Annotated in this window: 24 protein-coding genes; 13 read left to right on the top strand and 11 right to left on the bottom strand. The window is 68.2% G+C overall.

The window, feature by feature from the left end:
* Window positions 1-19: 19 nt before the first annotated feature.
* From AC5JCN_RS19715 to AC5JCN_RS19700, 4 genes are read right to left on the bottom strand one after another with little or no spacing between them, the layout of a single operon-like run.
* The gene (locus tag AC5JCN_RS19715) at window positions 20-817 is read right to left on the bottom strand and encodes an ABC transporter permease (protein WP_495756791.1); all 798 of its coding nucleotides are present in this window, start codon (window positions 815-817) and stop codon (window positions 20-22) included.
* Window positions 814-1,674, bottom strand: a complete 861-nt coding sequence (locus AC5JCN_RS19710; protein WP_495756790.1) for an ABC transporter permease — start codon at window positions 1,672-1,674, stop codon at window positions 814-816. Before AC5JCN_RS19710 ends, AC5JCN_RS19715 begins: the two co-directional genes overlap by 4 nt.
* On the bottom strand, window positions 1,671-2,756 hold the full coding sequence (locus AC5JCN_RS19705) for an ABC transporter ATP-binding protein (RefSeq protein ID WP_495756789.1): 1,086 nt from the start codon (window positions 2,754-2,756) through the stop codon (window positions 1,671-1,673). The genes AC5JCN_RS19710 and AC5JCN_RS19705 overlap by 4 nt, the downstream gene beginning before the upstream one ends.
* Before the next feature lie 40 nt (window positions 2,757-2,796).
* Window positions 2,797-3,828, bottom strand: a complete 1,032-nt coding sequence (locus AC5JCN_RS19700; protein ID WP_495756788.1) for an ABC transporter substrate-binding protein — start codon at window positions 3,826-3,828, stop codon at window positions 2,797-2,799.
* Between the two features lie 394 nt (window positions 3,829-4,222).
* Between AC5JCN_RS19700 and AC5JCN_RS19695 the strand changes: the two genes are divergently transcribed.
* Both AC5JCN_RS19695 and AC5JCN_RS19690 read left to right on the top strand, forming a co-directional pair.
* Complete coding sequence (locus AC5JCN_RS19695; protein WP_495756787.1) at window positions 4,223-6,295, top strand: ATP-dependent helicase; 2,073 nt, start codon at window positions 4,223-4,225, stop codon at window positions 6,293-6,295.
* Between the two features lie 785 nt (window positions 6,296-7,080).
* Entirely contained in the window at window positions 7,081-7,509 is a 429-nt protein-coding gene (locus tag AC5JCN_RS19690; protein WP_495756786.1) for a PRC-barrel domain-containing protein, read from the top strand.
* 47 nt (window positions 7,510-7,556) lie between these two features.
* Here the strand turns inward: AC5JCN_RS19690 and AC5JCN_RS19685 are convergent, their stop codons facing one another.
* Window positions 7,557-7,811: a DUF3072 domain-containing protein gene (locus AC5JCN_RS19685; protein ID WP_495757684.1), complete on the bottom strand. Its 255-nt coding sequence runs from the start codon at window positions 7,809-7,811 to the stop codon at window positions 7,557-7,559.
* A 140-nt stretch (window positions 7,812-7,951) separates the two neighbouring features.
* Complete coding sequence (locus AC5JCN_RS19680) at window positions 7,952-9,208, bottom strand: cation:proton antiporter domain-containing protein (protein WP_495756785.1); 1,257 nt, start codon at window positions 9,206-9,208, stop codon at window positions 7,952-7,954.
* A gap of 331 nt (window positions 9,209-9,539) precedes the next feature.
* Between AC5JCN_RS19680 and AC5JCN_RS19675 the strand changes: the two genes are divergently transcribed.
* Window positions 9,540-9,887: a glycine zipper domain-containing protein gene (locus tag AC5JCN_RS19675; RefSeq protein WP_495756784.1), complete on the top strand. Its 348-nt coding sequence runs from the start codon at window positions 9,540-9,542 to the stop codon at window positions 9,885-9,887.
* A 68-nt stretch (window positions 9,888-9,955) separates the two neighbouring features.
* On the opposite strand, the gene AC5JCN_RS19670 is transcribed toward AC5JCN_RS19675, so the two are convergent.
* The gene (locus AC5JCN_RS19670) at window positions 9,956-10,795 is read right to left on the bottom strand and encodes an SDR family oxidoreductase (RefSeq protein ID WP_495756783.1); all 840 of its coding nucleotides are present in this window, start codon (window positions 10,793-10,795) and stop codon (window positions 9,956-9,958) included.
* Window positions 10,796-10,953: 158 nt separating this feature from the next.
* Between AC5JCN_RS19670 and AC5JCN_RS19665 the strand changes: the two genes are divergently transcribed.
* Window positions 10,954-11,322 (top strand): winged helix-turn-helix transcriptional regulator, encoded by a 369-nt coding sequence (locus tag AC5JCN_RS19665; protein WP_495756782.1) that lies wholly within the window; start codon window positions 10,954-10,956, stop codon window positions 11,320-11,322.
* Window positions 11,323-11,444: 122 nt separating this feature from the next.
* Window positions 11,445-12,044, top strand: coding sequence for a HupE/UreJ family protein (locus AC5JCN_RS19660; RefSeq protein WP_495756781.1), 600 nt, complete (start codon window positions 11,445-11,447; stop codon window positions 12,042-12,044).
* Between the two features lie 60 nt (window positions 12,045-12,104).
* Here the strand turns inward: AC5JCN_RS19660 and AC5JCN_RS19655 are convergent, their stop codons facing one another.
* A complete protein-coding gene (locus tag AC5JCN_RS19655; RefSeq protein WP_495756780.1) occupies window positions 12,105-12,518 on the bottom strand; it encodes a Fur family transcriptional regulator in 414 nt (137 codons plus the stop codon).
* Between the two features lie 96 nt (window positions 12,519-12,614).
* Here AC5JCN_RS19655 and AC5JCN_RS19650 point away from each other — a divergent pair, with 96 nt between their 5' ends.
* From AC5JCN_RS19650 to AC5JCN_RS19635, 4 genes are all read left to right on the top strand, one after another.
* Window positions 12,615-13,964: an Nramp family divalent metal transporter gene (locus tag AC5JCN_RS19650; RefSeq protein ID WP_495756779.1), complete on the top strand. Its 1,350-nt coding sequence runs from the start codon at window positions 12,615-12,617 to the stop codon at window positions 13,962-13,964.
* Window positions 13,965-14,119: 155 nt separating this feature from the next.
* Window positions 14,120-14,752, top strand: a complete 633-nt coding sequence (locus AC5JCN_RS19645) for a transglutaminase-like cysteine peptidase (protein WP_495756778.1) — start codon at window positions 14,120-14,122, stop codon at window positions 14,750-14,752.
* Window positions 14,753-14,847: 95 nt separating this feature from the next.
* Window positions 14,848-15,789, top strand: a complete 942-nt coding sequence (locus tag AC5JCN_RS19640) for an SH3 domain-containing protein (protein ID WP_495756777.1) — start codon at window positions 14,848-14,850, stop codon at window positions 15,787-15,789.
* A 41-nt stretch (window positions 15,790-15,830) separates the two neighbouring features.
* Complete coding sequence (locus tag AC5JCN_RS19635) at window positions 15,831-16,838, top strand: L,D-transpeptidase (protein WP_495756776.1); 1,008 nt, start codon at window positions 15,831-15,833, stop codon at window positions 16,836-16,838.
* Window positions 16,839-16,862: 24 nt separating this feature from the next.
* Here the strand turns inward: AC5JCN_RS19635 and AC5JCN_RS19630 are convergent, their stop codons facing one another.
* Window positions 16,863-17,753: a DMT family transporter gene (locus tag AC5JCN_RS19630; protein WP_495756775.1), complete on the bottom strand. Its 891-nt coding sequence runs from the start codon at window positions 17,751-17,753 to the stop codon at window positions 16,863-16,865.
* Window positions 17,754-17,826: 73 nt separating this feature from the next.
* Window positions 17,827-18,093: a hypothetical protein gene (locus AC5JCN_RS19625; RefSeq protein ID WP_495756774.1), complete on the bottom strand. Its 267-nt coding sequence runs from the start codon at window positions 18,091-18,093 to the stop codon at window positions 17,827-17,829.
* A gap of 214 nt (window positions 18,094-18,307) precedes the next feature.
* Between AC5JCN_RS19625 and AC5JCN_RS19620 the strand changes: the two genes are divergently transcribed.
* Complete coding sequence (locus AC5JCN_RS19620; RefSeq protein ID WP_495756773.1) at window positions 18,308-19,507, top strand: hypothetical protein; 1,200 nt, start codon at window positions 18,308-18,310, stop codon at window positions 19,505-19,507.
* A 162-nt stretch (window positions 19,508-19,669) separates the two neighbouring features.
* On the opposite strand, the gene katG is transcribed toward AC5JCN_RS19620, so the two are convergent.
* The gene (katG, locus tag AC5JCN_RS19615; protein ID WP_495756772.1) at window positions 19,670-21,880 is read right to left on the bottom strand and encodes a catalase/peroxidase HPI; all 2,211 of its coding nucleotides are present in this window, start codon (window positions 21,878-21,880) and stop codon (window positions 19,670-19,672) included.
* Window positions 21,881-22,146: 266 nt separating this feature from the next.
* Between katG and AC5JCN_RS19610 the strand changes: the two genes are divergently transcribed.
* The 3 genes from AC5JCN_RS19610 (at window position 22,147) to AC5JCN_RS19600 (ending at window position 25,251) form a co-directional block, all read left to right on the top strand.
* Window positions 22,147-23,046, top strand: a complete 900-nt coding sequence (locus tag AC5JCN_RS19610) for a hydrogen peroxide-inducible genes activator (protein WP_495756771.1) — start codon at window positions 22,147-22,149, stop codon at window positions 23,044-23,046.
* Window positions 23,047-23,098: 52 nt separating this feature from the next.
* Window positions 23,099-23,329 carry a hypothetical protein gene (locus AC5JCN_RS19605; RefSeq protein ID WP_495756770.1) on the top strand — a complete coding sequence of 77 codons (231 nt, stop codon included), beginning with the start codon at window positions 23,099-23,101 and terminating at the stop codon, window positions 23,327-23,329.
* 131 nt (window positions 23,330-23,460) lie between these two features.
* Window positions 23,461-25,251: a chloride channel protein gene (locus AC5JCN_RS19600; protein ID WP_495756769.1), complete on the top strand. Its 1,791-nt coding sequence runs from the start codon at window positions 23,461-23,463 to the stop codon at window positions 25,249-25,251.
* Window positions 25,252-25,441: the final 190 nt, after the last annotated feature.

Below are 25,441 nucleotides of genomic sequence, written 5' to 3'. Positions count from 1 at the left end.
TTCAGTGTCCTGCCTGCTCTCAGGCGCGGCGTTCCCCCGTGGCCGGGAACAAGGCGCGGGCGGCGGCGAGGCAGAGCAGCGCGGTGAAGGCGAGGATGAGCGTCACCAGGGCGTTGATGTCCGGCGTGAAGCCGAGGCGCATCATGCCCCAAAGCCGCACGGGCAGCGTGCTCGCCGTCCCGGTCACGAGCAGGCTGATCATCATCTCGTCGAAGGACAGCGCGAAGGCGAGCACGACGGCGCCGACCATCGCGCTCGTCAGATTGGGCAGCAGCACGAGGCGGAAGGTCTGCCAGCCCGACGCGCCGAGGTCGTAGGAGGCCTCGACGAGGCTGGCGCTGAGCTGCTCCAGCCGCACCAGCAAAGTGCGGTAGACGAGCGCCAGCACGAAGCAGGTATGGCCGATGACAACGGTCGCCAGCGAACGGTCGATGTCCACCTCGCGAAAAAAGATCAGGAGCGCCAGCCCGGTGATAATGGGCGGCATCAGGAAGGGCAGCGCCACCAGCCCCTGCAGAACAGCCCGCCCCCGCGCCCGGCGCCAGCCATGGTGGAGCGCCAGCCCCATGCCGACGACGAGCGCCAGGAAGGACGCGCAGAAGCCGACGATCAGCGTGTTGAGCAAGGACTCCAGCACGCTGTCGTTAGAGGCGAGCAGCCGGTAGCTGTCGAGCGTCGGGCTGCTCCAGTCGATCCTGCCCTGCACGACGGGAAAAAAGGAGGCCACCACCGGAACGGCGATGGGCCCGTAGAGCAGAATGAAGACGAGGCCGGTGAAGGCGCCGAGCGCCAGGCGGCCGGGGTCGGCGCGCGTCATGCCGGCCTCCCCCGACGCCCGCCGGCGAAGGCGCCGAGGGCGATGACCGCCACCACCACGATGCACAGGATCACCGCCAGCGCGGCGCCGAATGGCCAGTTGAAAGCGGTGCCGAACTGGCTGTAGATCACCCGCCCGAACGTGAAGCCGGCGAGCCCGCCCACCATCTGCGGCGTCAGGAAATCGCCGATCGCGAGCACGAAGACGAAGCTCGCCGCGGCCGCGACGCCGGGAAGCGACAAGGGCAGCGTCACCGTTGCGAACCGGTAGGCGCGGGACGCGCCGAGATCGGACGAGGCCTCCAGCAGCGAGGCCGGGATGCGCTCCAGCGAAAGCACGATCGGCAGCACGGCGAAGGGGATCAGGAGCACCGTCAGGGTCAGCAGGATCGCGTTCATGTTGAAGACGAACAGCGTGACCGGCGCGTCGACGATGCCCATCGCGAGCAGGGCCCGGTTGAGGAGGCCGGTGCCGCCCAAGATGGCGCGGATCGCATAGATCTTGACGATGTAGCTCATCAGCATCGGCACGACGACGGCCAGCAGCACCGCATAGCGCAGCCGGCCCTTCAGCCCGGCGATGAAGCATGCCACGGGGTAGGCGATCAGTACGGTCAGCGCGGCGACGCCGAGGCAGAGCAGGCACGTGCTGCCGAGCACCGAGAGGAAGCTGCCCTCGGTGAAGAAGCGGAGATAGTTGGCGAGGGTCAGCTCGCGCACGATCTCGCCGCCCTTTACATGAAAGAAACTGGTCAGGAGAAAGCCGCCGAGCGGCAGGCCGATGAACGCCACAGGCAGCGCGAAGGCGGCCGCGGCGGCGGCCCATGCAAGCATGTCGCGTGTGCGGGCGGTGGTCACGGCGGCACCAGCCGGCAGTCCGCCTCATTCCAGCTGACGGAGACGGCCTGCCCCTCGGCAAGCCCCACTCCCCGCGCGCTGCTGGGAAGCCGGGCGCGAAGTGGGATCCCCTCCCCCTCTCCGACGCGCAGCCCGGCGAGCGTGCTCGCGCCGCCGAACTCCAGGAACTCGACCCGGCCTTGCAGCGCGCCGGAGGCGCCGGGCTGGCCGACGATGACGGCCTCCGGCCGGAGCATCGCGAAGGCGGCCGTTCCGGGCTGCAGCCGGGCTTCGCCTCGCGCGCGGACGGGGCCCATGGCCGTGTCGAGCACGGGCGTCGCGCCTTCGCCGGCGGCGACCCGGCCCTCGATGAGGTTGTTGTCGCCGAAGAAGCGAGCCACGAAAAGGCTTTCCGGCCGGTAGTAGAGGTCCTCGGCGCTGCCCGCCTGCAGGATGCGGCCCTGGTCCATCACGCAGATGCGGTCGGACATGGTGATCGCTTCCTCCTGGTCGTGCGTGACGAAGAGGAAGGTGGTGCGGATCTCGCGCTGGACCGACTTCAGGAAGTGCTGCATCTGCCGGCGAAGGGAGACGTCGAGTGCCGCGAGCGGCTCGTCGAGCAGGATCAGCCGCGGACGGCAGACGATGGCGCGGGCGAGCGCCACGCGCTGGCGCTGGCCGCCGGAGAGTTCCGACGGGAAGCGATCGCGCAGGCCGCCGAGCTGGACGAGGTCCAGGACCTCCGTGACCCGCCGCTCGGTCTCGGCCGACGGGGTGCCGCGCACGCGCAGGCCGTAGGCGACGTTCGCCGCAACCTTCATGTGCGGGAACAAAGCGTAGTCCTGGAACACCGTGTTGAAGGGGCGGCGATTGATCGGCAGCCGGACGATGTCCGTCCCGTCCATCAGCACGGTGCCGCCGTCCGGCTCGACGAAGCCGCCGATAATGCGCAGGATCGTCGTCTTGCCCGAGCCGGAAGGCCCGAGAAGCGTCAGGAACTCGCCGTCCCGGATGGCGAGGTCGACCTCGCGCAAAACAGGGACGGCGCCATAGCTCTTCGACAGGGCCCGCAATTCGAGCAGGGGACGCCGTGTGTCGCTCACCGTGTCCCCGCCCGAACCCCGCGCGCCCGTGCGGCCACTCTCACGGAGCAGCCTTGATCTCGTTCCAGACGTCGGCGCGCTTCGTGGGATCCTCGACGGCTTCGAGCCAGATCAGCTTGTCCTTCGGGTTGGCACCCTCCAAGGCGACGGAGGTGTTGCCGAAGCCGGTCCGCTCGGAGAGCTGCGCGCCGATCTTCTTGTCGAGCAGGAAGTTCACCCACTGCTCGGCGAGATCCATGTCCTGGACGCCCTTGGTGATGGCCCAGGTGTCGAGCCAGGTGAGCGCCCCTTCCTCGGGGTTGATGTAGCCGACCTTGGCGCCCGCCTTCTGCATCGCCTTCATCTGCTGCTGGCCGTAATTCGCCCAGATCAGCGCGATGTCGTTCGTGTTGTAGATCTGCTGCGCTTCGTCGGCGGTCGAATAGAAGGCGATAGCGTTCTTCTTCAGGTCGCCGAGCTTCGCCTTCACCTTGTCCATCTGCTCGGGGCTGAGCTTGAACGGGGTGTCGACGCCCATGGTCAGCGCCGTGAAGGAGAAGTTGTGCTCGCCATTGTCGTAGAGCAGCACCTTGCCCTTGTACTTGGGATCCCAGAGCACGGACATGGAGGTCGGAGCCGGCTTCACCTTCTCGGTGTCGTAGATGAGGCCGATGGAGTCGAAGGCGTAGGGAATGCCGTAGACCTTGCCGTCGCGCGTCGTGCCGGTGACCTTGGAGAGGTCGGCGAAGCGCGGCAGACCCGCCTTCTGGTTCGGCAGCTTGGACATGTCGTGCGGGACGGCGAGCCCGGCGTCGATGTAGCGCTGCAGCTGCGCGGTGTTGACGGCGAAGACGTCGAAGTCCTTGCCCTCGCTGCCCTTGATCTTGGCCCAGATCTCGTCGTCCGTGCCGACGAACACGACATTGACCTTGGCGCCGGTCTGCTTCTCGAACTCGGCGACCCAGTCCTTGTCCGCATAGCCCTCCCAGGCCATGACGCGCAGCTCCTTGGCCGCGGCATGGCCGGCCGCGACGGCCGCGAGCGCGACGGCGGCGCCGGCCGCAAGGATCGTCCTGGACAGTTTCGACAGCATGCTCTCCCCTCCCGCCGGCTTCCGACCGCGAGGCTCCGGGCCGGACGCCGGAACCCTCCGCCAGGCTGTGCCTGGTTGGCCGTCGCGATGCGACGGCAGTTCAAGCCCCGTGACGCGCACGTTGCCTCGCGCGCCGCCGGCGATTGGCCGGGTGGCGGTCGGGAACGCTATGCGGCACGAACGGCATGGCTGGCTCCCCTTGCAGCCGCGTCCCGGGACCGGGTGCTCCTGCTGCCAGCGGCTCGAATTCACTAGCCGCAAGCGTGAGTTGTCAAGCTGACGTACAAGCCAGCCCTGCGGGGATCGCAGGGCCAGAGGCACGGCCTACGCTTCCTGCACAGGCGAAGCCACCGGGGGTTGCGAACAAAGCGAGAATACTGTCGGATGCGCCACCATGAGTGCCGCCTTGCCCCTCGATTCGCCTGGACATCTCGACGGGCTCAACGACAGGCAGCTTCAGGCCGCCGCGCACGGGCAGGGGCCGCTGCTCGTCATTGCGGGGGCCGGCTCCGGCAAGACCAACACGCTGGCGCATCGCGTGGCCCATCTGATCGTCAGCGGGGCCGACCCTCATCGGATCCTCCTGATGACCTTCTCGCGCCGGGCAGCCGCCGAGATGACGCGACGGGTCGACCGCATCGTGCGCCGCGCCTCGGGCGTTGCAGCGGGCGTGAGTGACGCGGGCCCCCCGGCCCTGGCGTGGGCGGGCACCTTTCACGCCATTGGTGCCCGGATCCTGCGCGAGCACGCCCTCCAGATTGGCCTCGACCCGGCCTTCACCATCCACGACCGGGAAGATTCAGCCGACCTGATGAACATCGTCCGGCATGAACTCGGGCTCGGACGCAAGGAGGCGCGCTTTCCGTCGAAGGGGACGTGCCTCGCCATCTACTCCCGCTGCGTGAACGCGCAGGAGGACATCGAGCCGGTGCTGAAGTCCTCCTTCCCCTGGTGCGCGACCTGGGGGACGGAGCTGAAGTCGCTGTTCGCAGGCTATGTCGACGCCAAGCAGAAACAGAACGTACTCGATTACGACGATCTCCTGCTCTACTGGGCCGAGATGGCCGCCGAACCCTCACTGTCCGAGGAGATGGCTGCGCGCTTCGACCACATCCTCGTCGACGAGTACCAGGACACCAACCGCCTGCAGTCGGCCATCCTGCTCGCCCTGTCCCCCGAAGGACGCGGCCTCACCGTGGTGGGCGACGATGCGCAGTCGATCTACTCGTTCCGCGCTGCCACCGTCCGCAACATCCTCGACTTCCCCGCCAGCTTCACGCCACCCGCGACGGTTGTCGCGCTGGAGCGAAACTACCGTTCAACGAAGCCGGTCCTGGAGGCCGCAAACGCCGTCATCGGACTGGCGCGCGAGGGCTTCTCGAAAGCGCTCTGGACGGAACGGGAGGGCGGCGACAGGCCGCTCGTCGTCAGCGTGCCGGACGAACTCGACCAGGCCCGCTACGTCGCGACCCAGGTCCTCGAGGCGCGCGAGGGCGGCACGGTGCTGAAGCAGCAGGCCGTGCTGTTCCGCGCCTCGCACCACAGCGGACCGCTGGAGATCGAGCTGACGCGCCGGCAGATCCCCTTCGTCAAGTTCGGCGGGCTGAAGTTTCTAGACGCCGCCCACGTGAAGGACATGCTGGCGCTGCTGCGCTTCTGCGAGAACCCGCGCGACAGGGTGGCGGGTTTCCGCCTTCTGCAATTGCTGCCGGGCGTGGGCCCGTCCTCCGCCGGGGTCGTGCTGGACGCGATCGCAGCGGCGCCGTCGCCCTTCGATGCGCTGGCCGGGCTCGTCCCGCCGCCGCGTGTCGGCACCGCGTGGCCGGGCTTCGTCGACACGGTGCTGCGCCTTGCGCGCGGCGAGGCGGGTTGGCCCGGCGGGATGGAGGCGGCGCGGCTCTGGTACGAGCCGCATCTCGAGCGCATCCACGAGGACGCAGGCGTGCGCCGCGCCGACCTCGTGCAACTCGAGCAGATCGCAGCGACCTATCCGAGCCGCGAGCGCTTCCTGACCGAGTTGACGCTGGATCCGCCGCAGGCGACGAGCGACGTCGCCGGGCCGCCGAGCAAGGACGACGACTACCTCATCCTGTCCACCATCCACTCCGCCAAGGGACAGGAGTGGCGCGCCGTCTACTGCCTCAACGTGGTCGACGGCTGCATGCCGTCCGACCTCGCAACCGGGACGAGCGAGGAGATCGAGGAGGAGCGTCGCCTGCTCTACGTCGCCATGACGCGGGCCAAGGACGCGCTGCACCTCGTTGTGCCCCAGCGCTTCTATGTGCGCGGCCAGGCAACCGGAGGCGACCGCCACGTCTACGCCTCCCGGACGCGCTTCATTCCGGACGGCATCCTGAAAAGCTTCGAGAAGACCGCCTGGCCCCCGCCCGAGCAGCGCCATGCCGGACCCCGCCCCGCCTCGGCCCCCGTGCCCATCGCATCGCGCGTCCGCGGCATGTGGCGCTAGAAGGCCAGCTGAGCGCGACCGGGACCCCTTCCCCCGTCTTGCCTTCGCTCGAGCTCACCGAGACGGGACGTTCCATCCCCCCACCCTGCCCTCCCCCGTGAACGGGGGAGGGTTCCGGAGCTTCGCCGGCAAACAACGCAGCGGTTCCTGCCGGACAGTCAGCTATGCTGCACTGGCCGCGAGATGGCGGACATAGCTGGAAGAGCTGGCAGGTCGAAAAGGCGCGACCGAAAACCCTCCCCCGCCTGCGGGGGAGGGTAGGGAGGGGGAAGCCGCTCGCGAAAGGGTGAAATCAGGGCCACCTTGCCTTCGCTCGAGCTCACAGAGACGGGACGTTCCATCCCCCCACCCTGCCCTCCCCCGTGAACGGGGGAGGGTTCCGGAGCTTCGCCGGCAAACAACGCAGCGGTTCCTGCCGGACAGTCAGCTATGCTGCACTGGCCGCGAGATGGCGGACATAGCTGGAAGAGCTGGCAGGTCGAAAAGGCGCGACCGAAAACCCTCCCCCGCCTGCGGGGGAGGGTAGGGAGGGGGAAGCCGCTCGCGAAAGGGTGAAATCAGGGCCACCTTGCCTTCGCTCGAGCTCACAGAGACGGGACGTTCCATCCCCCCACCCTGCCCTCCCCCGTGAACGGGGGAGGGTTCCGGAGCCTTTTTCGGTTGTCTTGGCCTAGACCCGGTCTCGACCGTAAGCAAATGCACCGGCCCGAGGGCGGCATGAGGGCGCGGGATTGAACCGGAGGGGCGGATGGCCGTTGTCCGCCGGACATCAGGGAGAGGATGCCATGCCGACAGAGCTTCCCAACGAACGCAGCATTCGTGAACCCGGCTCGATGGAGCTCGACCCCTCGGGTGAGGGCGTCGCCATCGACGAGACGCGCAAGCTCATTGCCTCCAACAAGGTGGAGGGGACGCCGGTCTACTCCCCCGAGGGGGAGCAGCTCGGGACGATCCACAATTTCATGGTCGACAAGGTCTCGGGGCAGGTCGCCTATGCCGTGATGGCCTTCGGCGGCTTTCTCGGCCTGGGCGAGCACTATCACCCCCTGCCCTGGCGGGTGCTGCGGTACGACACGAAGCTCGAGGGCTACGTCGTCGACATCGACCGCAACCGGCTGGAGGCCGCTCCCCGGCATGGCGCCGGGGAGGACCGACTGGCGGAGCCGGAATTCGGCGCGGCGGTCGACGCCTACTACATGGCCGGCGCGCGCTAGGGGCGCACCCCGGCCTGCGGGGTGCGGGTCCGGAGACCCGCGCTCCGCTAGCGCCCGGCCTTGTCCTTCAGCGCGTCGATGCGCTTTGACGCCTCGGCCTTGTCGAGGCCGGCGTCGTACGCCTCAGGGTCGTGAGCTTCTTCCGACAGCGTCTTGAGGTAGGATTTCTGGGCTCCCGTCATCGGCTCCTCGCCGGTGACCCAGTCGTCGGGGTCCTTGATCCGGTTGGAATCGCTGCCGCCCGCCCGCTTGGGGTTCTCCTCGTCCGCAGGCGTGCGCCCCCGTTCGGGGTTCTCGCCCACGAACGGGGCGTCGCGCGGATCGGGATCACGCTGCGACCCATGCCTGGAGGCGGGCTCCTCGCGCACATCCCTCGTCGTTTCACGTCCTGCTTCACGCTGGCTCATGGCACCCTCGCCTGTTCCTGTTCCGTTCGTCCTTCTCAACGGGCGGGAGGGTCCTGCGTTCCCGGCTGCGACACGGCGCGCTCCACGGCAATCCCTGCGGTGAAGCCGTGCAGCACGGTGGACAACACGATGGCGAAGGACACGATGGCCCAGAGCTGGGGGCCTTCCGCCCAATCATGATGCGTGGTGGCGTAGGCCAGGTAGTAGAGGGAGCCGATCCCGCGGATCCCGTAGACCGCAACGACAAGGCGCTGCCTCGTCGTGGCCAGCGCTCCCGTCAGCGAGAGCCAGCCGGCCAGGGGCCTCACTGCGACGATCAGAAGCACGGCGACGAGGGCGCCCTGCCACTCGAGTTCGGCCAGCGTGACCGGCAGCGCGACGCCCAGCCCGACCAGCAGGAGAGCCGTCAGCGCGCGTTCCAACGCCTCCGAAAAGTCGTGCAGGCGGCCATGGAACGCGTGGCCCGATTCCGTGCGCCGAACCGTCAGTCCCGCAACGAAGGCGGCGACGAAGCCGTAGCCTTCCGCGAGTTCGGTCAGGCCATAGGCGGCCAGCACGCCGGCAAACGCGACGACGCCCGACTCGGTGTCCGCGAGCGGATTGCGGCGCGGAAAGGTGAACAGGAGAACGCTGAGCATGCGGCCGACCACAAAGCCGCCGGCCACGCCAACCACGATGCGGTAGACGAGATCGCGTGCCGCCCACTCACCCAGACCTGCCCAGCCGAGTGCCGTGGTGCCGGCGAGCAGCAGCGCGAGATGGACGAAGGGAAAGGCGAGGCCGTCATTGAGGCCGGCCTCGGTCGTCAGGGCAAAGCGCACCGGATGCTCGCCGCCTTCCGTCGGGCGCCCAACCTGAACGTCGGAGGCCAGAACGGGATCGGTCGGCGCCAGCACGGCTCCCAGCAGGAGCGCCGCTGCAAAGGACAGGCCCGCCATCCACCAGCCCAGCAGCGCGATCGTCACGATGGTGAGCGGCATGGCGACGAGGAGCAGGCGGATGGTCGCCCGCCACGGCTCCATGGCCCAGAGCTTGTCGATCCTCAGCCCGACGCCGAACAGGCTGACGATCACGCACATCTCGCTGACGCGCTCGCAGACCCAGGCGGCGGAGAGCGGATCGATCGCACCCGGCATCTTCGGCACGAGCGCGAAGAGTGCCCAGCCGAGCCCGATGAGGAGCGCCGCCGCGGCCGGCTCCCGCCCCGAGAACAGGCGCGGAAACCAGTGCGCGAGCACGATCGCCACGCCAAGACCGGCGAGCAGGATATGGTCACTGGATAGATCGAACACGCGGACGCGTCTCCCAAGGCGCTGTCGCGCGGTATGGCGAGCCAAGCTGCAGGCGCCTCGGCAATGCCCCGGCAGGGATCCCGTTCCGGTCGGAAAAGCGACCGTCGCGCGCCGAACGGTGAGCGCCCGGCTTGGTTAATATCGAGGTCAGTCTAGTACCCCCAACCATCCCCGCGGCTGGGTGAAGAGCGAGTCTTCCTCGAGTCTGCAAAAGCAGCCGGCTCAATGAACGGTGTGGAACACTTTTGCCGGGGCGGCGTTGCATGCCGGTACACGGGGCAACATCGCAATTTTGAGTACGCCAACTGAAATGGCGCAGGGGAGACTGACCATGACTCATCTGTTCAGGACGATTACGGTCGCCACCGGTCTTCTGCTTGGCGCAGCCGGAGTATCCTATGCGGACGGCGACGGGTTCGTGGCCGGGGCCGGAGCGGGCGCTGTAACGGGCGCCATCGTGGGCGGCCCGGTCGGGGCCGCGGTTGGCGCCGGCGTCGGCGGCATCGCCGGCGGCGTCGCATCGGACGCCAAGAAGCCCAACACGGTGGTCATCGAGCAGCCGCAGCGCCGCGTCATCGAGGAGGACGTCACCGGCACGGTGCCGTGCTCCAGCACGACGGTGCAGCATCAGAACGAATATGGCGAGACCAGCACGACCCGGCGCACCGATTGCCCGTGACGCGCGGGCGCAAGCCGCTCTGAAACACAGCCCGCCGGGACACCCCGGCGGGCTTTTTCGTGCACGGCTCAGCCGGCGAGAACGGCCTTGTTGTCGCGCGCATAGTCGCGCAGGGCGCGCGGCGGCTTGCCGGTCAGGGTCTGCACGTCGCCGGTTACGACCGCGGCCCACCCTTCGCGGACCGGGTAGAAAATCGAGGCGATGAAGCGCGCATAGTCCTGAGGCACACCGGCTCCCGTGAGGTTGCCAACGAAGGTGTCGTCGTCGACCGGAGCGTAGGTGATGGTTCTGCCCAGCACATCGGACAGGATCGCCGCGGCATCGGCATAGCCCAGCGCTTCCGGTCCGGTCAGGTTGAAGGCCTTGCCGTCGTGAACGGTCGTGGTCAACGCGGCCGCGGCGGAGGCGGCGATGTCGCGCGTGTCGATGAAGCTCGTCTTGCCCGTGTCGGCGGGCACCGAGATCTGGCCGTGGTCAACGCCTGCCTTCCAGAAGGTATGGAAATTGTCGGCGAACCAGTTCGGCCGGAGGATGACGTGAGGCGTCCCCGACTTCTGCAGGGCGATCTCGGCTTGCCGGTAGGGAATGGCATCGTCAGCATCGACACCGAGGGCGGTCATGAGAACCACCTTCACGCCGCGCTTCGCCGCGGCATCGATGATCGGCACGAGCGTCTCCCTGATCGCCGTCGTGCCGGTCGGGAGCATGAGATAGGCGCGGTCGACGCCCTCGAAGGCGCTGTCGAACGTGGCGGGATCAGCAACGTCGAGAGCAACGCCCTTGGCCGCGCCGACCGGCTTTCCCGATCGAGAGGCTGCCTTGACCGTCTCGCCCTTCGCCAGCAGCGCCCCCACCAGGGGTTTGCCAACGTTTCCGCCCGCGCCCAGCACCAGAATCTGACCGGCCATGATGTCTCTCCTTGGCTTTGTCCAACAGTATCCGTTGGAAACCACGTATCAAAATGATAGGTACTACCGTTCCGGGAGCGGCGTAAGGGAGCACCTTCCGGTGACGTGGTTTCGTCCGGGAAACCGGACCGGCCGGGACGCAGGGCGGGAGAGCGGCGATGCAGAATGCCTACGACGTGTACAAGGAGCTCTGCCCGACACGGATGGTGCTGGACAGGCTCGCGGACAAATGGGCTCTGCTGATCCTCGACAGGCTAGAGGACGGGCCCATGCGCTTCAACCAGCTGCGGCGCGACATCGACGGCATCTCGCAGAAGGTTTTGTCGCAGGCCTTGAAGAAACTGGAACGCGACGGCCTGCTCTCGCGGACGGTGTATCCGACCGTGCCGGTGACGGTCGAGTATGCGCTGACGCCGCTCGGCCACACGCTCACCGACACCGTGTCGGCTCTCGCCCATTGGGCCGAGCGCAACATGGATGCCGTGCTGGCTGCGCAGGCCGCCTACGACGCGTCGACGCGCGCCTGAGATCGCCTGCACGCACGGAGCGCGTCTGGATCCCGGACCGCGCCGGTCGTGGCCGGCGGAGCAGGGTAGTCAGGGCATGAGATTTGCTCCTAGGATGCCACTTCAGGCCCCAGGGGGATTCCATGCATCGTCTCGCCGCCCGTCTCGCTCCGACCCTCGCAGCGCTCCTCGTGCCGGGCGTCGCTTTCGCCCACCCGGGTCTCGACCATACGCATGGCTTCGCGGCGGGCTTTGTCCATCCGGTCAGTGGCATCGACCATGTGCTGGCGATGGTTGCGGTCGGGATCTTCGCGGCCCGGCTGGGTGGCCGGGCCCTGTGGCTGGTCCCTGCATCATTCGTGGGCATGATGGCTCTTGGCGGGGCACTGGGCATGACCGGAGTGGCTGTACCATTCGTCGAGGCCGGCATCGGCGCCTCCATCGTGGTGCTCGGCCTGGCGATCGCAATGCGCTGGGCGCTGCCCACCGCCATCGCCATGGGTCTTGTCGGGGCATTCGCCATTTTTCACGGACACGCGCACGGCGCGGAGATGCCGGAGACGGCGGGCGTGGCGTTTTACGCGGTCGGGTTCGTGGTGGCGACTGCGCTGCTCCACGCAGCCGGGATTGGGCTGGGCGTTGGTGCAAGCCGTATGTTCGCCCGCCACGGGGACCGGATGGTTCAGGCGGTAGGGGGCCTCATGGCGCTGGCCGGGGTCGGGGTCCTCGCGGGAGCTTTCTGATCCGCCGAGCGCTTCCGGCACGTCACTCCGCAACAACGCCGGCCCGCGGCAGGCAGCTCGTCAGCGGGCCGCCTTGCGGCGGACATAGAGCTCCAGCCGGTGCCCGACGATCTCGAAGCCGAAGCTCTCGGCGATCTGCGTCTGCAGGCGCTCGATCTCTGGACTCGTGAACTCGACCACCTTCCCGTTCTCCACGTCGATCAAATGGTCGTGGTGATCCTTTGAGCCGCGCTCGTAGCGGGCGCGCCCGTCAAGGAAGGCGTGGCGCTCGACGATGCCCTCCTCTTCCAGACGCTTCACCGTGCGGTACACGGTCGCGAGCGCCACGCGCGGATCGCAGGCGCTGACGCGCCGGTGCAGTTCCGTCACGTCCGGGTGGTCCGATGCCTCGGAGAGGATCTGGGCGATCAGCCTGCGCTGGCCGGTCAGCCTGATGCCCCTCGTCCGGCACTGCGCCTCGATCCAGTTCGTCATCGCGCTGTCTTAGCAGACGGCGAACCGTTTGTGACCTCCTGTCGCTCTTGCAATTCATTTGCAACTAGGCGAGAATTGCCGCGTTCGGAGATCATGATGAGCGGCGCCGAAACTCCCGTCGAACGGACACTGACCACCTGGCGGCGGGACAGGTCGGATCCGTCTCTCGCGGAGGTGCACCGCTCCATCCCCGTGTCCGGCCGCGCCGGCATTTGGCGCAAGCTCGCGGCCTTCATGGGCCCGGGCTATCTCGTCGCCGTCGGCTATATGGATCCCGGCAACTGGGCGACGTCGCTGGCGGGTGGCGCCAATTTTGGCTACGCGCTGCTCTTCGTCGCCCTGCTCTCCAACATCATGGCGATCCTGCTGCAGCACCTGTGCGCCCGGCTCGCGGTCGCCACGGGCCGGGACCTCGCGCAGGCCTGCCGCGACGCCTATCCGCGCTGGCTCGCCTGGCCGCTGTGGTTCCTGGCGGAGATCGCCATCTGCGCGACGGATCTCGCCGAGGTCATCGGCACCGCCATCGGGCTGAACCTTTTGTTCGGTATTCCGCTGGAGCTCGGCGTGCTGATCACGGCGGCGGACGTGTTCCTGATTCTGTGGCTGCAGAACAAGGGCTTCCGCTGGATTGAAGCCTTCATCGTCACGCTGCTCGGCGTCATCGCCGTCTGCTTCATCGTCCAGATCGCGATGGCCGATCCCGACTGGGGCGGCGTCATCCGCGGTTTCGCGCCGACGACCGACATCGTCACCAACCCGAACATGCTCTACCTCGCGCTCGGCATCATCGGCGCGACGGTGATGCCCCATAACCTCTACCTGCACTCCGGCATCGTACAGACGCGCGCCTTTGGCGAAACCTTGCCGGAAAAGCGTGAGGCGATCACGCTGGCCACGGCGGATTCGACCTTCGCCCTCATGTTCGCGCTCACCATCAATGCGTCGATCCTGATCCTCGCCGCGGCCGCGTTTCACGGCACCGGCCATGAAGCGGTCGATGAACTGGGCAAGGCCCACGCTCTGCTGTCGCCACTGCTCGGGTCTGCCATCGCGCCGACGCTCTTCGCCATTGCGCTCATCTGCTGCGGGATCAACTCCACCGTCACCGCGACCATGGCCGGGCAGATCGTCATGGAGGGATTCCTCGACATCAGGCTCGCACCCTGGCTCAGACGGCTGATCACGCGCCTGGTCGCCATCGTCCCGGCAGCGGCAGTGACCCTGTTCTACGGCGAGAGCGGCACGGCTAGGCTGCTCATCCTCTCCCAGGTCATCCTCAGCCTGCAGCTTCCCTTCGCCGTCATTCCGCTCGTGCTGATCACGGCATCGAAGCGCAAGATGGGGGAACTCGCCTCCCCACGCTGGTTCACGGCCATCGCGGCGCTCGTCGCGGCGATCATCGTGGTGCTGAACGTCAAGCTTCTGGTCGATTTCGTCAGCGGCTGACGTCGGCCGCCCTCCGAGCCAGCAAGTTATTCAAGGCCTGTCAAGGTAAACGAATTTAACTTGAGGCAATTGCAATCGGTTAACTCTCAATCTTAGCGGAAGCGGCGAAAGTCCGCCCTAGACATGGCCCGTGGTTACATTCGGGTCCAAGTCGTATGCATGCTACGCGCCTCGCTCCTCTTCTTGCCTTTCTGCCGGCACTCGCCATGGCCCTGCCCTCGCCGGTCAGGGCGGCCGAGGCCGACCTCTCCCATATACGCGCAACCGAGCGGGCCTCGAGCCCGGCAGGCTGGCGGCAGTTCTGCGCGGAGAACCCCGGTGACTGCCGCGCCAGCGGTCCAGCCGTTTCCAGCGTGGCGCTCACGCCGCAGCGCTGGCAGGACCTCGTCGACGTCAATGCGACCTTCAACCGGACAATCGAGCCGGTCTCCGACATGGAGCAGTACGGCGTCGAGGAGCGCTGGAGTTACGCGACATCCGGCGCAGGCGACTGCGAGGACTACGTGCTCGAAAAGCGCCGCGAACTCATGCGCCGGGGCTGGCCCAGCTCCGTCCTGCTGGTGACGGTCGTCCTCGATCGGAGCGACCTCGGCCATGCCGTGCTGACGGTCGAGACGGACCGGGGCGAGTACGTGCTCGACAACCAGGTTTCGGGCGTCCGCCTGTGGTCCGAGACGGGCCTCACCTTCGTCAAGCGGCAGTCTGCCGGGAACCCGAATGCCTGGCTGAACCTCGGCTGGACAGTCGGTGACGCTGCCCAGCTCACGGCCGGGCTCTCGCGCAGATAAGCGTCTGCCCCATAGGATACGGGCTTGCCGTAGCAAGCTGGTTGACTAAACATTCTCCTGCTTCCCGATTGACGGGGGTCTGCGGGAGGACACCCATGCTGTACCGGTTCATTGCCGTCCTGGCGCTCTCCGCAATGCTCCTTCCGTCAGGCGCGGCCCGCGCTGACGACGTGCGGCGCGAAACGGTGCGGTTCGCATCTGGTGCCAGCTCCGCGACGTTCACCGGGCGCTTCAAGGGCTACGACTCGGTCGAGTACACCCTCGGTGCCGAGGCGGGGCAGAAGCTCACGGTGAGCTTCAAGGCCCGCGGCGGCGCCTCGTACTTCAACGTGCTGGCGCCCGGCAATCCCGAAGCGCTGTTCAACGGCTCCACTGCCGACACTCCCGACCGCTTCGAGGGCAAGCTGCCCGTGTCCGGCGACTACGTCGTGCAGGTCTACCAGATGCGGTCGAGCGCGCGGCGCGGCGCGACGGTGACCTACACCATCACCTTCGCCATCGGCGGCACCGTTTCGCTCGACACGCCGCCAAAGGCGGATTTCGCCGACGGGCTGACGGGTGGCCCGGACTACTGGCAGGTCACAGGCGTACCTGCGGGCGACAAGCTGAACCTCCGCAAATCTCCCTCGGCGCGAGCCCCGGTGGCTGCTTCGGTCGAGGAAGGCGCGGCGCTCCGCAACGCGGGCTGCCGCATCGTTGGCGGCCAGCGCTGGTGCAGGGTCGAGACCACCGCCGGTGCGGTTGTCACCGGCTGGGCCGCGGGCAAGTACCTCCGCGAGGGGCCGGCACCCGGCGCAGCCAGCGGAACACCCCCGGAGGCGAAGCTTGCCGCCGACTGCCGCCGCTACGCCGCCGTCGATTTCGCGACGAAGCCGTCGCGGATCAAAACCGCGGGCGTGGCCCCCGGCCCGGAAGGATATCTCGTCGACGCGGCAGCCGACCTCGGCAAGCAGGGCGTGAAGCCCTTCGCCTGCCGCTTCGACAGAGCCGGGACCTATCTGGGCGTCATGTCCAAGGTCAACGAGGGCGCGCTCTAGGCGGCCCCGGTCAGCAGCCATATTGAGACGAAGGGGGCGACGTGATCCATCGCAGACGGTTTCTCGCGCTCACGGCGGGCCTCGCCGGAGGCGCTGCACTTGCGCTCCCGGGGCGACCCGCGCTGGCACAGCTCACGACCAAATTCGCGGAAGAGCTCCAGAACGGCGAGTACAACTGGTTTCCGGAACGCTCGCCGACCGGTCCCGTGCTGATCATCGTCTCGATCCCGGACCAGATCTGCCACGTCTACCGCAACGGCATCCGCATCGCCGCCTCGACCTGCTCGACCGGCAAGAAGGGCCATGCCACGCCGACGGGCGTCTTCACGATCCTGCAGAAGGACAAGCACCACCGCTCGTCCACCTACAACAACGCCCCGATGCCGAACATGAACCGGCTGACATGGTCGGGCATCGCGCTGCATGCGGGACAGCTGCCGGGCTACCCCGCCTCGCATGGCTGCGTGCGCCTGCCGCTCGCTTTCTCGGACATGCTGTTCGGCATCACGAAGCTCGGCATGACCGTCGTGATCGCCGACGACACCTCGTATCCCGTCTCCGTGGCGCATCCCGGCATGGTGCTCGGCCAGTACGCGCGCAACGAGTTCAAGGCCGTCGATACCGCGCTGATGAAGCAGGCCTATGCCGAAGGGCACGAGGACAAACCGAAGGCCACCGCCATCGTGGTCAGCAGCAAGACGAAAACGGCCCGCGTCCTGCAGAACGGCAAGGAGATCGGGCAGGGCGCGGTCGACATCAAGGACCCCGGCAAGCCCATCGGCAACGGCGTCTACACGCTGGCCGAGACGGACGCGGAAGCCGGGCAGCTGAAATGGCTGACCACCGCCTATTCGGGCGGCAGCGACAACATCCTCGCCGCACCGGAGACGATCCAGCGCATCGCCGTCGACCCCGCTCTGCTGGAAAAGGCCCGCCAGAACCTGCAGATGGGCATGGCCCTCGTGACGACCGACGAAGCCGACACGGCGAAGACGCGCACCGCGTCCGATTTCGTCGTCCTGCGCGGACAGGACAGGGCACAGGGGTAACTCCGGGGAGGCCCGAAGCGGCATCTACCGCCGCTTTTCCGCCCTGCTCTCGGCGAGGATCAGGCCCACTCCGCTCAGGACGATCAGCCCCGCACCGGCAAAGACCATCGGGCCGGGGATGTCGTGCCAGATGACATAGCCGAGGATGAAGGCCCAGACGAGGTTCGTGTACTCGAAGGGCGCGACGGCCGCGGCCGGTGCCAGCCTGAAGCTCTCGAAGACGAGAAACTGGCCGCTGCCCCCGACGATGCCGAGGCCGACGAGCAGGACGAGGTCGGTCGCGCTGGGAGTGACCCAGATCCAGGGCAGGGCTACGCCGCAGGCCACCGCGAAAAGGAAGTTGGACACCACCATCTGCGTCGGGGTCGTTTCCCTGCGGCTGATGATGCGCACCAGGATCGTGGTCATCGCCCAGGTCAGCGCGGCGAAGAGCGTCATCGCGGCGGGAATGGCATCGAGGGCCAGCGACGGCCCGGCCGCCAGCACGACGCCGGCGAAGCCGCCGAGCACGGCGGCCCAGCGCGGCGGCGTGACGCGCTCCTTCAGCATCACGACGGAGAGGACGACCACGAAAATGGGCGCCGCAAAATAGAGCGTCACGAGCTGGGCGAGGCCGAGGCTGCGCGAGGCGGTGTAGTAGCTCAGCCAGGCCACCAGGATGAGCACCGCGCGGCCGGCCAGGGCGGGCTTGCTGCGGCTCGCAATGGCGGAGCGATAGGCCCCGCTCCTGTCGGTCACCGCGAGCAAGGCAAGGATGACGAGCGAGCGGCTGAACAGCACCTGCCAGACCGGCAGGTGCGCCACCAGCCACTTCACGATCGCGTCCTGCGCGGCGAAACACGCGTAGCCCATCGTCGCCAGCGCGATGCTGCGGAGAACGGGCGGGTGCGCAGGAGAATCGGAAAGGCTGGCCACGCGCGGATCATGCGCGGGGCCGGGATGGCGGTCGAGTGTCCGGGCGCGCGGGCGAGGGCTGCGCGCGCGTAGCTCAGCGCACCTTCACCGTGACCCCGTGATTGTGCTTCCTGACGAGATCGTCATGACGATGGTGACGCCAGTACCGGTCGCGGCAGTGGCGATCATAATGGCAGGCGCGCGAGTAGCCATGCTTCTCGTACCTCTTGTACTTGGCGTAGCTGGTGCCGTCCTTCCAATGGCCCGTGGTGGCACCCGCAAGCGCCGGCGCTGCAGGCAGGCCGAGTGTCGCAAGGGCGACGGCCGCGGCCATGGCGGTCCGTGCAAGGTCGAGCGTCATCGATCATCTCCGGGGGAACAGAACCACGCCCTTCACAGGCTAAAGCGCAGCCCGCCGTGAAGCTACGGATCGGACGGCTTAATCCGACAAGGCTGCCGTTTCATTTCGGTGATTTTCCCGTGTTGCAGTGTCCCGAGAACCATCAAGCATCTTGACCATCTCGAATCAGCTTAAGCTTTGGCTTGATCCCATGTGAACTCAGGCGGGCTTGCGCATGACACCTCTGCTCCGTTCCGCGGCCCTGGCCGGTCTCGTCCTCCTGTCCGCGGTGCCGGCGGCCCTCGCCTTCGAGGATCCGCCGGCCACGGACGCCCGCACCGTGCTTGGCGACCTCGCCAGCGGCCCCGGCTACACCGTCGCTCCAGGGGTGGGCAGCGACGGGTTGCTCTGGGTCTTCACGATCCGGTCCGGCTACGGGGTGCAGCAGGTTGCGGGCGAAAGCCTGGCGCGCGAGCGCATCCGGGAGCTCGAGGCCCTGCGCAAGCTGCAGGCGATGTCGGAATCCGACGTTTTCCTGAAGTCGCTCGGGCAGACGGCGGCCGCACCGTTGCGCTACGGGGCGGATCTCATCGCCGACCCGCAGAAGACGCTGACCAACTCGGCCAACGGGCTGGCGAACATGTTCGACCGCATCGGCAGCGCCGTCGCCAATCGCGGGGCGACGCGCGACGGGGTCGCCACCAGCCTGCTCGGCATCGACTCGGCAAGGCGGCAACTGGCCGTCCAGCTCGGCGTCGACCCCTATTCCGACTACGCGCCCCTGGCCTCGAAGCTCACGGAAGTGGCGAGGGCCTCCGCTCTCGGCAACCTCTCCGTCAAGGCGCTGCTGATGGTGGTGCCCGGTGGCGCGGGCATCGCGGTGAGCTCGGCCTCCACGGTCGACACGATCCGCAATACGCTGGCGGAGAAAACCTCGACGCAGGTCGTCGAGATCGTGCTCGGCATGCTGGCGCGACAGAAGGTGCCTGCCGCCATCGCGCAGCGCCTTGTCGACAACCGGTTCTACACGCCCGCCGACCTGCTGGTCATGGCGCACGCCCTCAAGAAGCTGCGTGCCGGCAACACGGCGCTGTTCGTGGCGCGGGCGGCCGAGGCGGCTGGCCGGGAGGAAGCCTTCTTCCAGCGCACCCGCGCGGTGCTGCTGACGCAGCAGGCGTCTGCGCTCGGCATCGGCGATTTCGTCGACGTCGGCGGCTTTCCCCTGAACCGGCTGAAGGACGGAAGGCTGATCGCGCTCTTTCCGTTCGACGAGGTGGCGTGGACGCAGCGCGTCGCGCGTGCCTTCGACCGCGCGGCCAAGCTGCAGGGACAGGGCACGGCGCCGGGCCTCGTGCTCGCCATCACGGGTTCGACCACGCCCATGGCGGCGGCCGAGATCCAGCAGCGCGGCTGGACGATCCAGAAGGTGAACTAAGGGGCCGGAAGAGCCGAGCCACCACTTGCGTCATTGCGAGCGGAGCGAAGCAACCCAGTCCTGTTCGCCCTGCTTTGGCGCTGCTCCTGGGATGCTTCGCCGCTATCGATCCTCGCAGTGACGGTCCGGGCGGGCGGAGTTTCTCCCCGCCCGCCAAGTCCCTTAACGGCGGGCCAGCTCGAAGCGGTCCGCGTTCATGACTTTCGTCCAGGCGGCGACGAAGTCGTGCACGAACTTCACCTTCGCGTCGTCCTGGGCGTAGAGCTCGGACAGTCCGCGCAGCTGCGAGTTCGAGCCGAACACGAGATCGACGCGCGTCGCCGTCCACTTCACCGTGCCGGTCGCGGCATCGCGGCCCTCGAACACGGCTTCCTCGTCCGAGGTTGCGCGCCAGGCAATGCCGGGCTCGACCAGGTTGACGAAGAAATCGTTGGTCAGCGCGCCCGGCCGGTTCGTGAAGACGCCGTGCGTGGAGCCGCCATGGTTGGCGCCGAGCACGCGCAGCCCGCCGACCAGCACCGTCATTTCCGGCGCCGTCAGCGTGAGCAGCTGGGCCTTGTCGACCAGCAGTTCCTCGGCCGAAACCGTGAACTGCGTCCTGAGATAGTTGCGGAAGCCGTCCGCCTGCGGCTCCAGCACGGAGAAGGACTCCACGTCGGTCTCCTCCTGCGAGGCGTCCGTGCGGCCTGGCGTGAATGGCACCTCCACGGCATGGCCGGCGGCCTTCGCAGCCTGCTCGACGGCGGCGCAGCCGCCGAGGACGATCAGGTCGGCCAGCGAGACCGCCTTGCCGCCCGCCTGCGCGGCATTGAAGCCGCGCTGGACGCTGCCCAGCACCTCGAGCACGCGGGAGAGCTCGGCGGGGTTGTTCACCGCCCAGTCCTTCTGCGGCGCGAGCCGGATGCGGGCGCCGTTGGCGCCACCGCGTCGGTCGGAGCCGCGGAAGGTCGAGGCCGACGCCCACGCCGTGCGGACCAGCTCGCCCGTGGACAGGCCGGAGGCGAGAATCTTCGCCTTCAGCTCAGCCACGTCCTTCGCGTCGACCAGCGGATGGTTGGAGGCCGGAACGGGATCCTGCCAGATCAGGTCTTCGGCCGGGACCTCCGGGCCGAGATACCGCACCTTCGGCCCCATGTCGCGGTGTGTCAGCTTGAACCAGGCACGGGCGAAGGCGTCGGCGAACTCGGCCGGGTTCTTGTGATAGTGCCGGGAGATCTTCTCGTAGGCAGGGTCCATCTTCATCGCCATGTCGGCGGTGGACATCATCAGCGGAACGAGCTTCGCCGGATCCTGCGCGTCCGGCGCGTGGTCCTTCTCGGCGAGGCCCTTCGCCGCCCACTGCCAGGCACCGGCGGGGCTCTTCACCAGCTCCCACTCATAGCCGAACAGCACGTCGAAATAGCCCATGTCCCATGTCGTGGGGTGGGGCGTCCACGCGCCCTCCAGTCCGCTGGTGATGGTGTCGGACCCGTGCCCGCTGCGGAACGAGCTTAGCCAGCCCAGGCCCTGTGTCTCGAGCGGCGCGCCTTCGGGCTCCGGCCCGACCAGCGCTGCGTCGCCGGCTCCGTGCGTCTTGCCGAAGGTGTGGCCGCCGGCCACGAGCGCGACGGTCTCCTCGTCGTTCATCGCCATGCGGGCAAAGGTCTCGCGGATGTCGCGGGCCGAGCCGAGCGGGTCCGGCTTGCCGTTCGGGCCTTCCGGGTTGACGTAGATGAGGCCCATCTGCACGGCGGCGAGCGGGTTCTCGAGCTCACGGTCGCCCGTGTAGCGCCGGTCGCCGAGCCACTCGGTCTCCGCGCCCCAGTAGACGTCCTGCTCCGGCTCCCAGACGTCCTCGCGGCCGCCGCCGAAGCCGAAGGTCCTGAAACCCATCGATTCCAGCGCGCAATTGCCTGCGAGGATCATCAGGTCGGCCCAGGACAGGCTGTTTCCGTATTTGCGCTTGACTGGCCACAGCAGGCGGCGGGCCTTGTCGAGGTTGGCGTTGTCCGGCCAGCTGTTGAGCGGGGCGAAGCGCTGCGTGCCGCGCGAGGCGCCGCCGCGGCCGTCGCCGGTGCGGTAGGTGCCGGCGCTGTGCCATGCCATGCGGATGAAGAGCGGCCCGTAATGGCCGTAATCCGCGGGCCACCACGCCTGGCTGTCGGTCATCAGGGCGTAGAGGTCCTGCTTCACCGCCTTCAGGTCGAGCTTCCGGAACTCGGTCGCGTAGTCGAAGGCCGGCGCCATCGGGTTCGACGGCGGTGCGTTCTGGTGAAGGATGCTCAGGTTGAGCTGGTTCGGCCACCAGTCGCGCGTCGACCTGATGCCGAAATGCGTGGTCGCCCCATGCATCACAGGGCACTTGCCGGCGTTTGCCGTGTTGGTTCCGTGCATGGCTCTCTCCGATCCTGGGTGCACCGAATGGGGTCCGGGCGGGTATGGAGCCGGCGCGTCGCGCGGCCTGCCCGGAAGACCGCGCCGGAGGACGGCCGCGACACGGGACATCCCGCGCCGGACGGCCGGCCGGCTCGCAGGGCCCCGCCGCGCGCGTCCGTGCGCCTTGCGCTGAACACGTTGCGGCCGACCTGCAACTTTCCTTCTACAGGAGCTGAGCTATTAGGCTAAGTCGGAAGTTCTGATACTGCCGATAAGGCCGACTGATGCTGAACGTCACGCTCAAGCAATTGCGCTATGTCGAGGCGCTGGCCCGCTACCGGCACTTCGGGAGGGCCGCGGAGGCCTGCTCGATCACCCAGCCGGCCCTCTCCATGCAGATCAAGGAGCTGGAGGACGCGTTGGGCGCGCCGCTTTTCGAACGAAGCTCCCGGCAGGTCCGGCTCACCGGCTTCGGCGAGAAGTTCGCCGGCCGCATCCGCGACATCCTGCGTTCGGTCGACGAGCTCTCCGACCTCGCCAAGGCCTCGCGCGACCGCTTTGCCGGGACGCTGCGGCTCGGCATCATCCCGACCGTCGCGCCCTACCTCCTGCCCTCAATTATCGGCCGGCTGGCGCGCGGTCATCCCGGGCTGGATATCCGCGTGCGCGAGACACTGACCGACGCGCTGATCCGGGAGCTCGCGGACGGGCGGCTCGATGCCGCAGTGGTGGCCCTGCCGGTTTCGCAGCCCTTCCTGATCGAGATGCCGCTCTTCAGCGAGGAGTTCATGCTGGTGCGAGCCCTGGAGGACCAGGGCAAGCCCGTGCCGAGCCCGGATACGCTGCAGGAGATGCGGCTCCTGCTGCTGGAGGAGGGACACTGCTTCCGCGACCAGGCGCTCTCTTTCTGCCGCCTGACAACCTCGCCGCGCGACATGCTGGAGGCGAGCTCCCTCTCGACGCTCGTCCAGATGGTCGGCGCCGGGATCGGCGTCACCCTGATTCCGGAGATGGCTGCTGCAGTCGAGACGCGCTCCGCTTCCGTGTGCCTCTCGCGCTTCGACGCACCGCGCCCGCAGCGCACCATCGGCATGGTGTGGCGCAAGACGAGCCCGCTCGCAGACCAGCTCGCCGAGATTGCCGCGCTGGTGCGCGACGCCGCCGCAGACCTCCGCAGCGCGTGAAACGGAACGGCTGAGCCCGCGTTGTCCTCTCCCAAGCAAGGAGCGAGACACGATGACGGACAAGACCCCAGTGGACCCGGCCAGGCCGGGCACGCCGGCTCATGGCGACGGCCAGGGCGCCATCACCGCCGGCCACGGCCAGACGCAGGCCAACAGCGCCGCGGACGCACCGAAGTCGTCGGGCCGCCAGGACGATCCGGGGCAGAAGATGCCGGTAGAGGGACACGCGGTGCCGCCGGCCGGCTCGACGGCCCATGAGCACGAGGGCAAGCCCGGCCGCTGACCGCCGCAGGCCGGGCAGCATCGATCCGGCGCGGCTCCGGCGACCTGGTTGCCTTGGCCAGCCTGGCCATCATCGTGTAACACCGCGCCGGAAGACTGACTTCCTCGCTGCGTTCAGGATCGGGACCGGGCATGACCCCGTCACTTCTCGGCATGGTGCGCCGGACCGGCTCGCGCCGGGTCCGGAGCGCTACCGCGCCGATCCTGGCAGCAGCCGGCATCGGCGCGGTCGTCGGCGGCTGCGTCGTCGCCGTGCAGGAATTCGTCGTCTGGAGCCAGCGCATGGCGCTGGGCTTCGCGGCCGAGCGGCGGCTCGTCATTCCCGAGCACAGCTCCCTGCTTCGCATCGCGGTGTCGCTCATGATCGGCGCCCTGTTGCTCAGTGCTCTCGGCTGGGTGCTGGGCCGGTTCGACAAGCGGCCTCCGACCGACCCCGTCGAGGCGAACGCCCTGCGCGGCGGCTTCCTCCGGCCCTGGGACGGGGTGGCCGTGGTTCTGCCGATCCTGCTGTCGGTGGCGTGCGGGGCCTCGGTCGGCATCGAGGCGGCCGTCACGCAGATCGGCGCCGTGCTCGCCAGCGTGGTGGGCCAGCGGCTCGGCCTCGTGCGCTCCGACATGCGCCTCCTCGTCGGTGCCGGCACGGCCGCCGCCATCTCTGCCGCCTACCGCGCTCCGATCGCGGGGATGCTCTACGCCTACGAGCTCATCCTCGGCAGCTACAACCGGCGAACGCTGGTGCCGGTCGCGCTGGCCGCCGTCGCGGCCTACGCCGTCGTGCAGGGCATCGCGGGGCCATCCCGTTCCTTCGCGCTGCGCCAGGGCACGGGGGTGGTGTGGCGGGACTATCCGGCTGCACTCATCATCGGCGTGGCGGCATCGCTGGTCGGCATAGCGACCATGCTCATGGTCGGCGCCTTCGAAAGGACGCTCGCCCGCCTTTCGCAGCGGGAATGGATCCGCCGGGTTGCAGCCGCGGCCGGCCTCGCCGCCCTGGCGACGGTCTCGCCGGTGATCCTCGGCAGCGGGCATGCCGGCATCGATGCCGCGGTCAACGGCGAGATCGCGGCCAGCGCCGCCCTCCTCCTGCTCGGGGCCAAGGTGGTCTCCTCGTCGCTCAGCCTCGGAGGAGGATTCCGCGGCGGCCTGTTCAGCGCTTCGTTGCTCATCGGCGCCCTGCTCGGACAATCGATCGCCTGGGCGACGCAGATCCTGCCCGGCGTTCCCGTCGTGAACCCGGCCCTGTGCGCCCTCGTCGGCATGGCGGCGGTGGGAACGAGCATCATCGGCAGCCCACTCGCCATGGCCTTCCTCGTGCTGGAAACGACCGGCGACTATGACGCGACGGTGGTCGTCGCCATCGGCGCGGTGGTGGCCGCGTTCCTCACCGAACGCCTGTTCGGCTACAGTTTCGCCACCTGGCGCTTCCAGCAGCGGGGCCTCGCGCTCGACGGCGGCCACGACATCTCCCGCATCAACACCCAGACCATCGCCGACCTCGTGCGGCCGGCGAAGTTCGTCGTTCCGCCGCAGGCGCCGCTGCCGGAGGTGGCCCGGGTCGTCGCGGCGGCCGGGCACCGCGGCGTCGCCGTCGTCGATCTCGGGGGCAAGCTGATGGGGCTGGTCGATCCGGCGCTGCTTGAGATCGTGCAGGGCGAGCAGGACCTGCCAGTCGCAGCCGCCGACCTGGTCGGCCGCCCGGACATCCGGCTCGGCCCGGAGACATCGCTGGGCGAGGCCGTCCACATCTTCCGCCGCGACGACCGCTTCGTCCTGCCGGTCATCGACCGCCGAAACGCCGACCGGCTCGTCGGCACCGTGCGCTCCAGCGACGTCTTCCGCACCGCCGTCGCGCTGGCCGACGAGCAGCGCGCCGAGGATCTCGGCCTGCCGCGCCCGCCGCGGGACGGTCGCCCGGCCGTGTAGAGTTGACACCCAACTTTAGGTCTCTTCCGTCTTTCATTTGTCGCCCAAGGAACACGCATCCGGCGCTCTCGCGGCCCTCAAAGAAGGCAGTCCGGCTGCACAAGTTTAGAGCCCACTCAACGATTTCAGGCCGTTGGTGACTGGCACGCGGTTTGCTCCAGTTGTCCTAGCCCCCGATGACTGCTGGCGC

Source organism: Alsobacter sp. (genome assembly GCF_059501845.1).
This window is presented reverse-complemented; position numbering and strand designations above follow the sequence as displayed.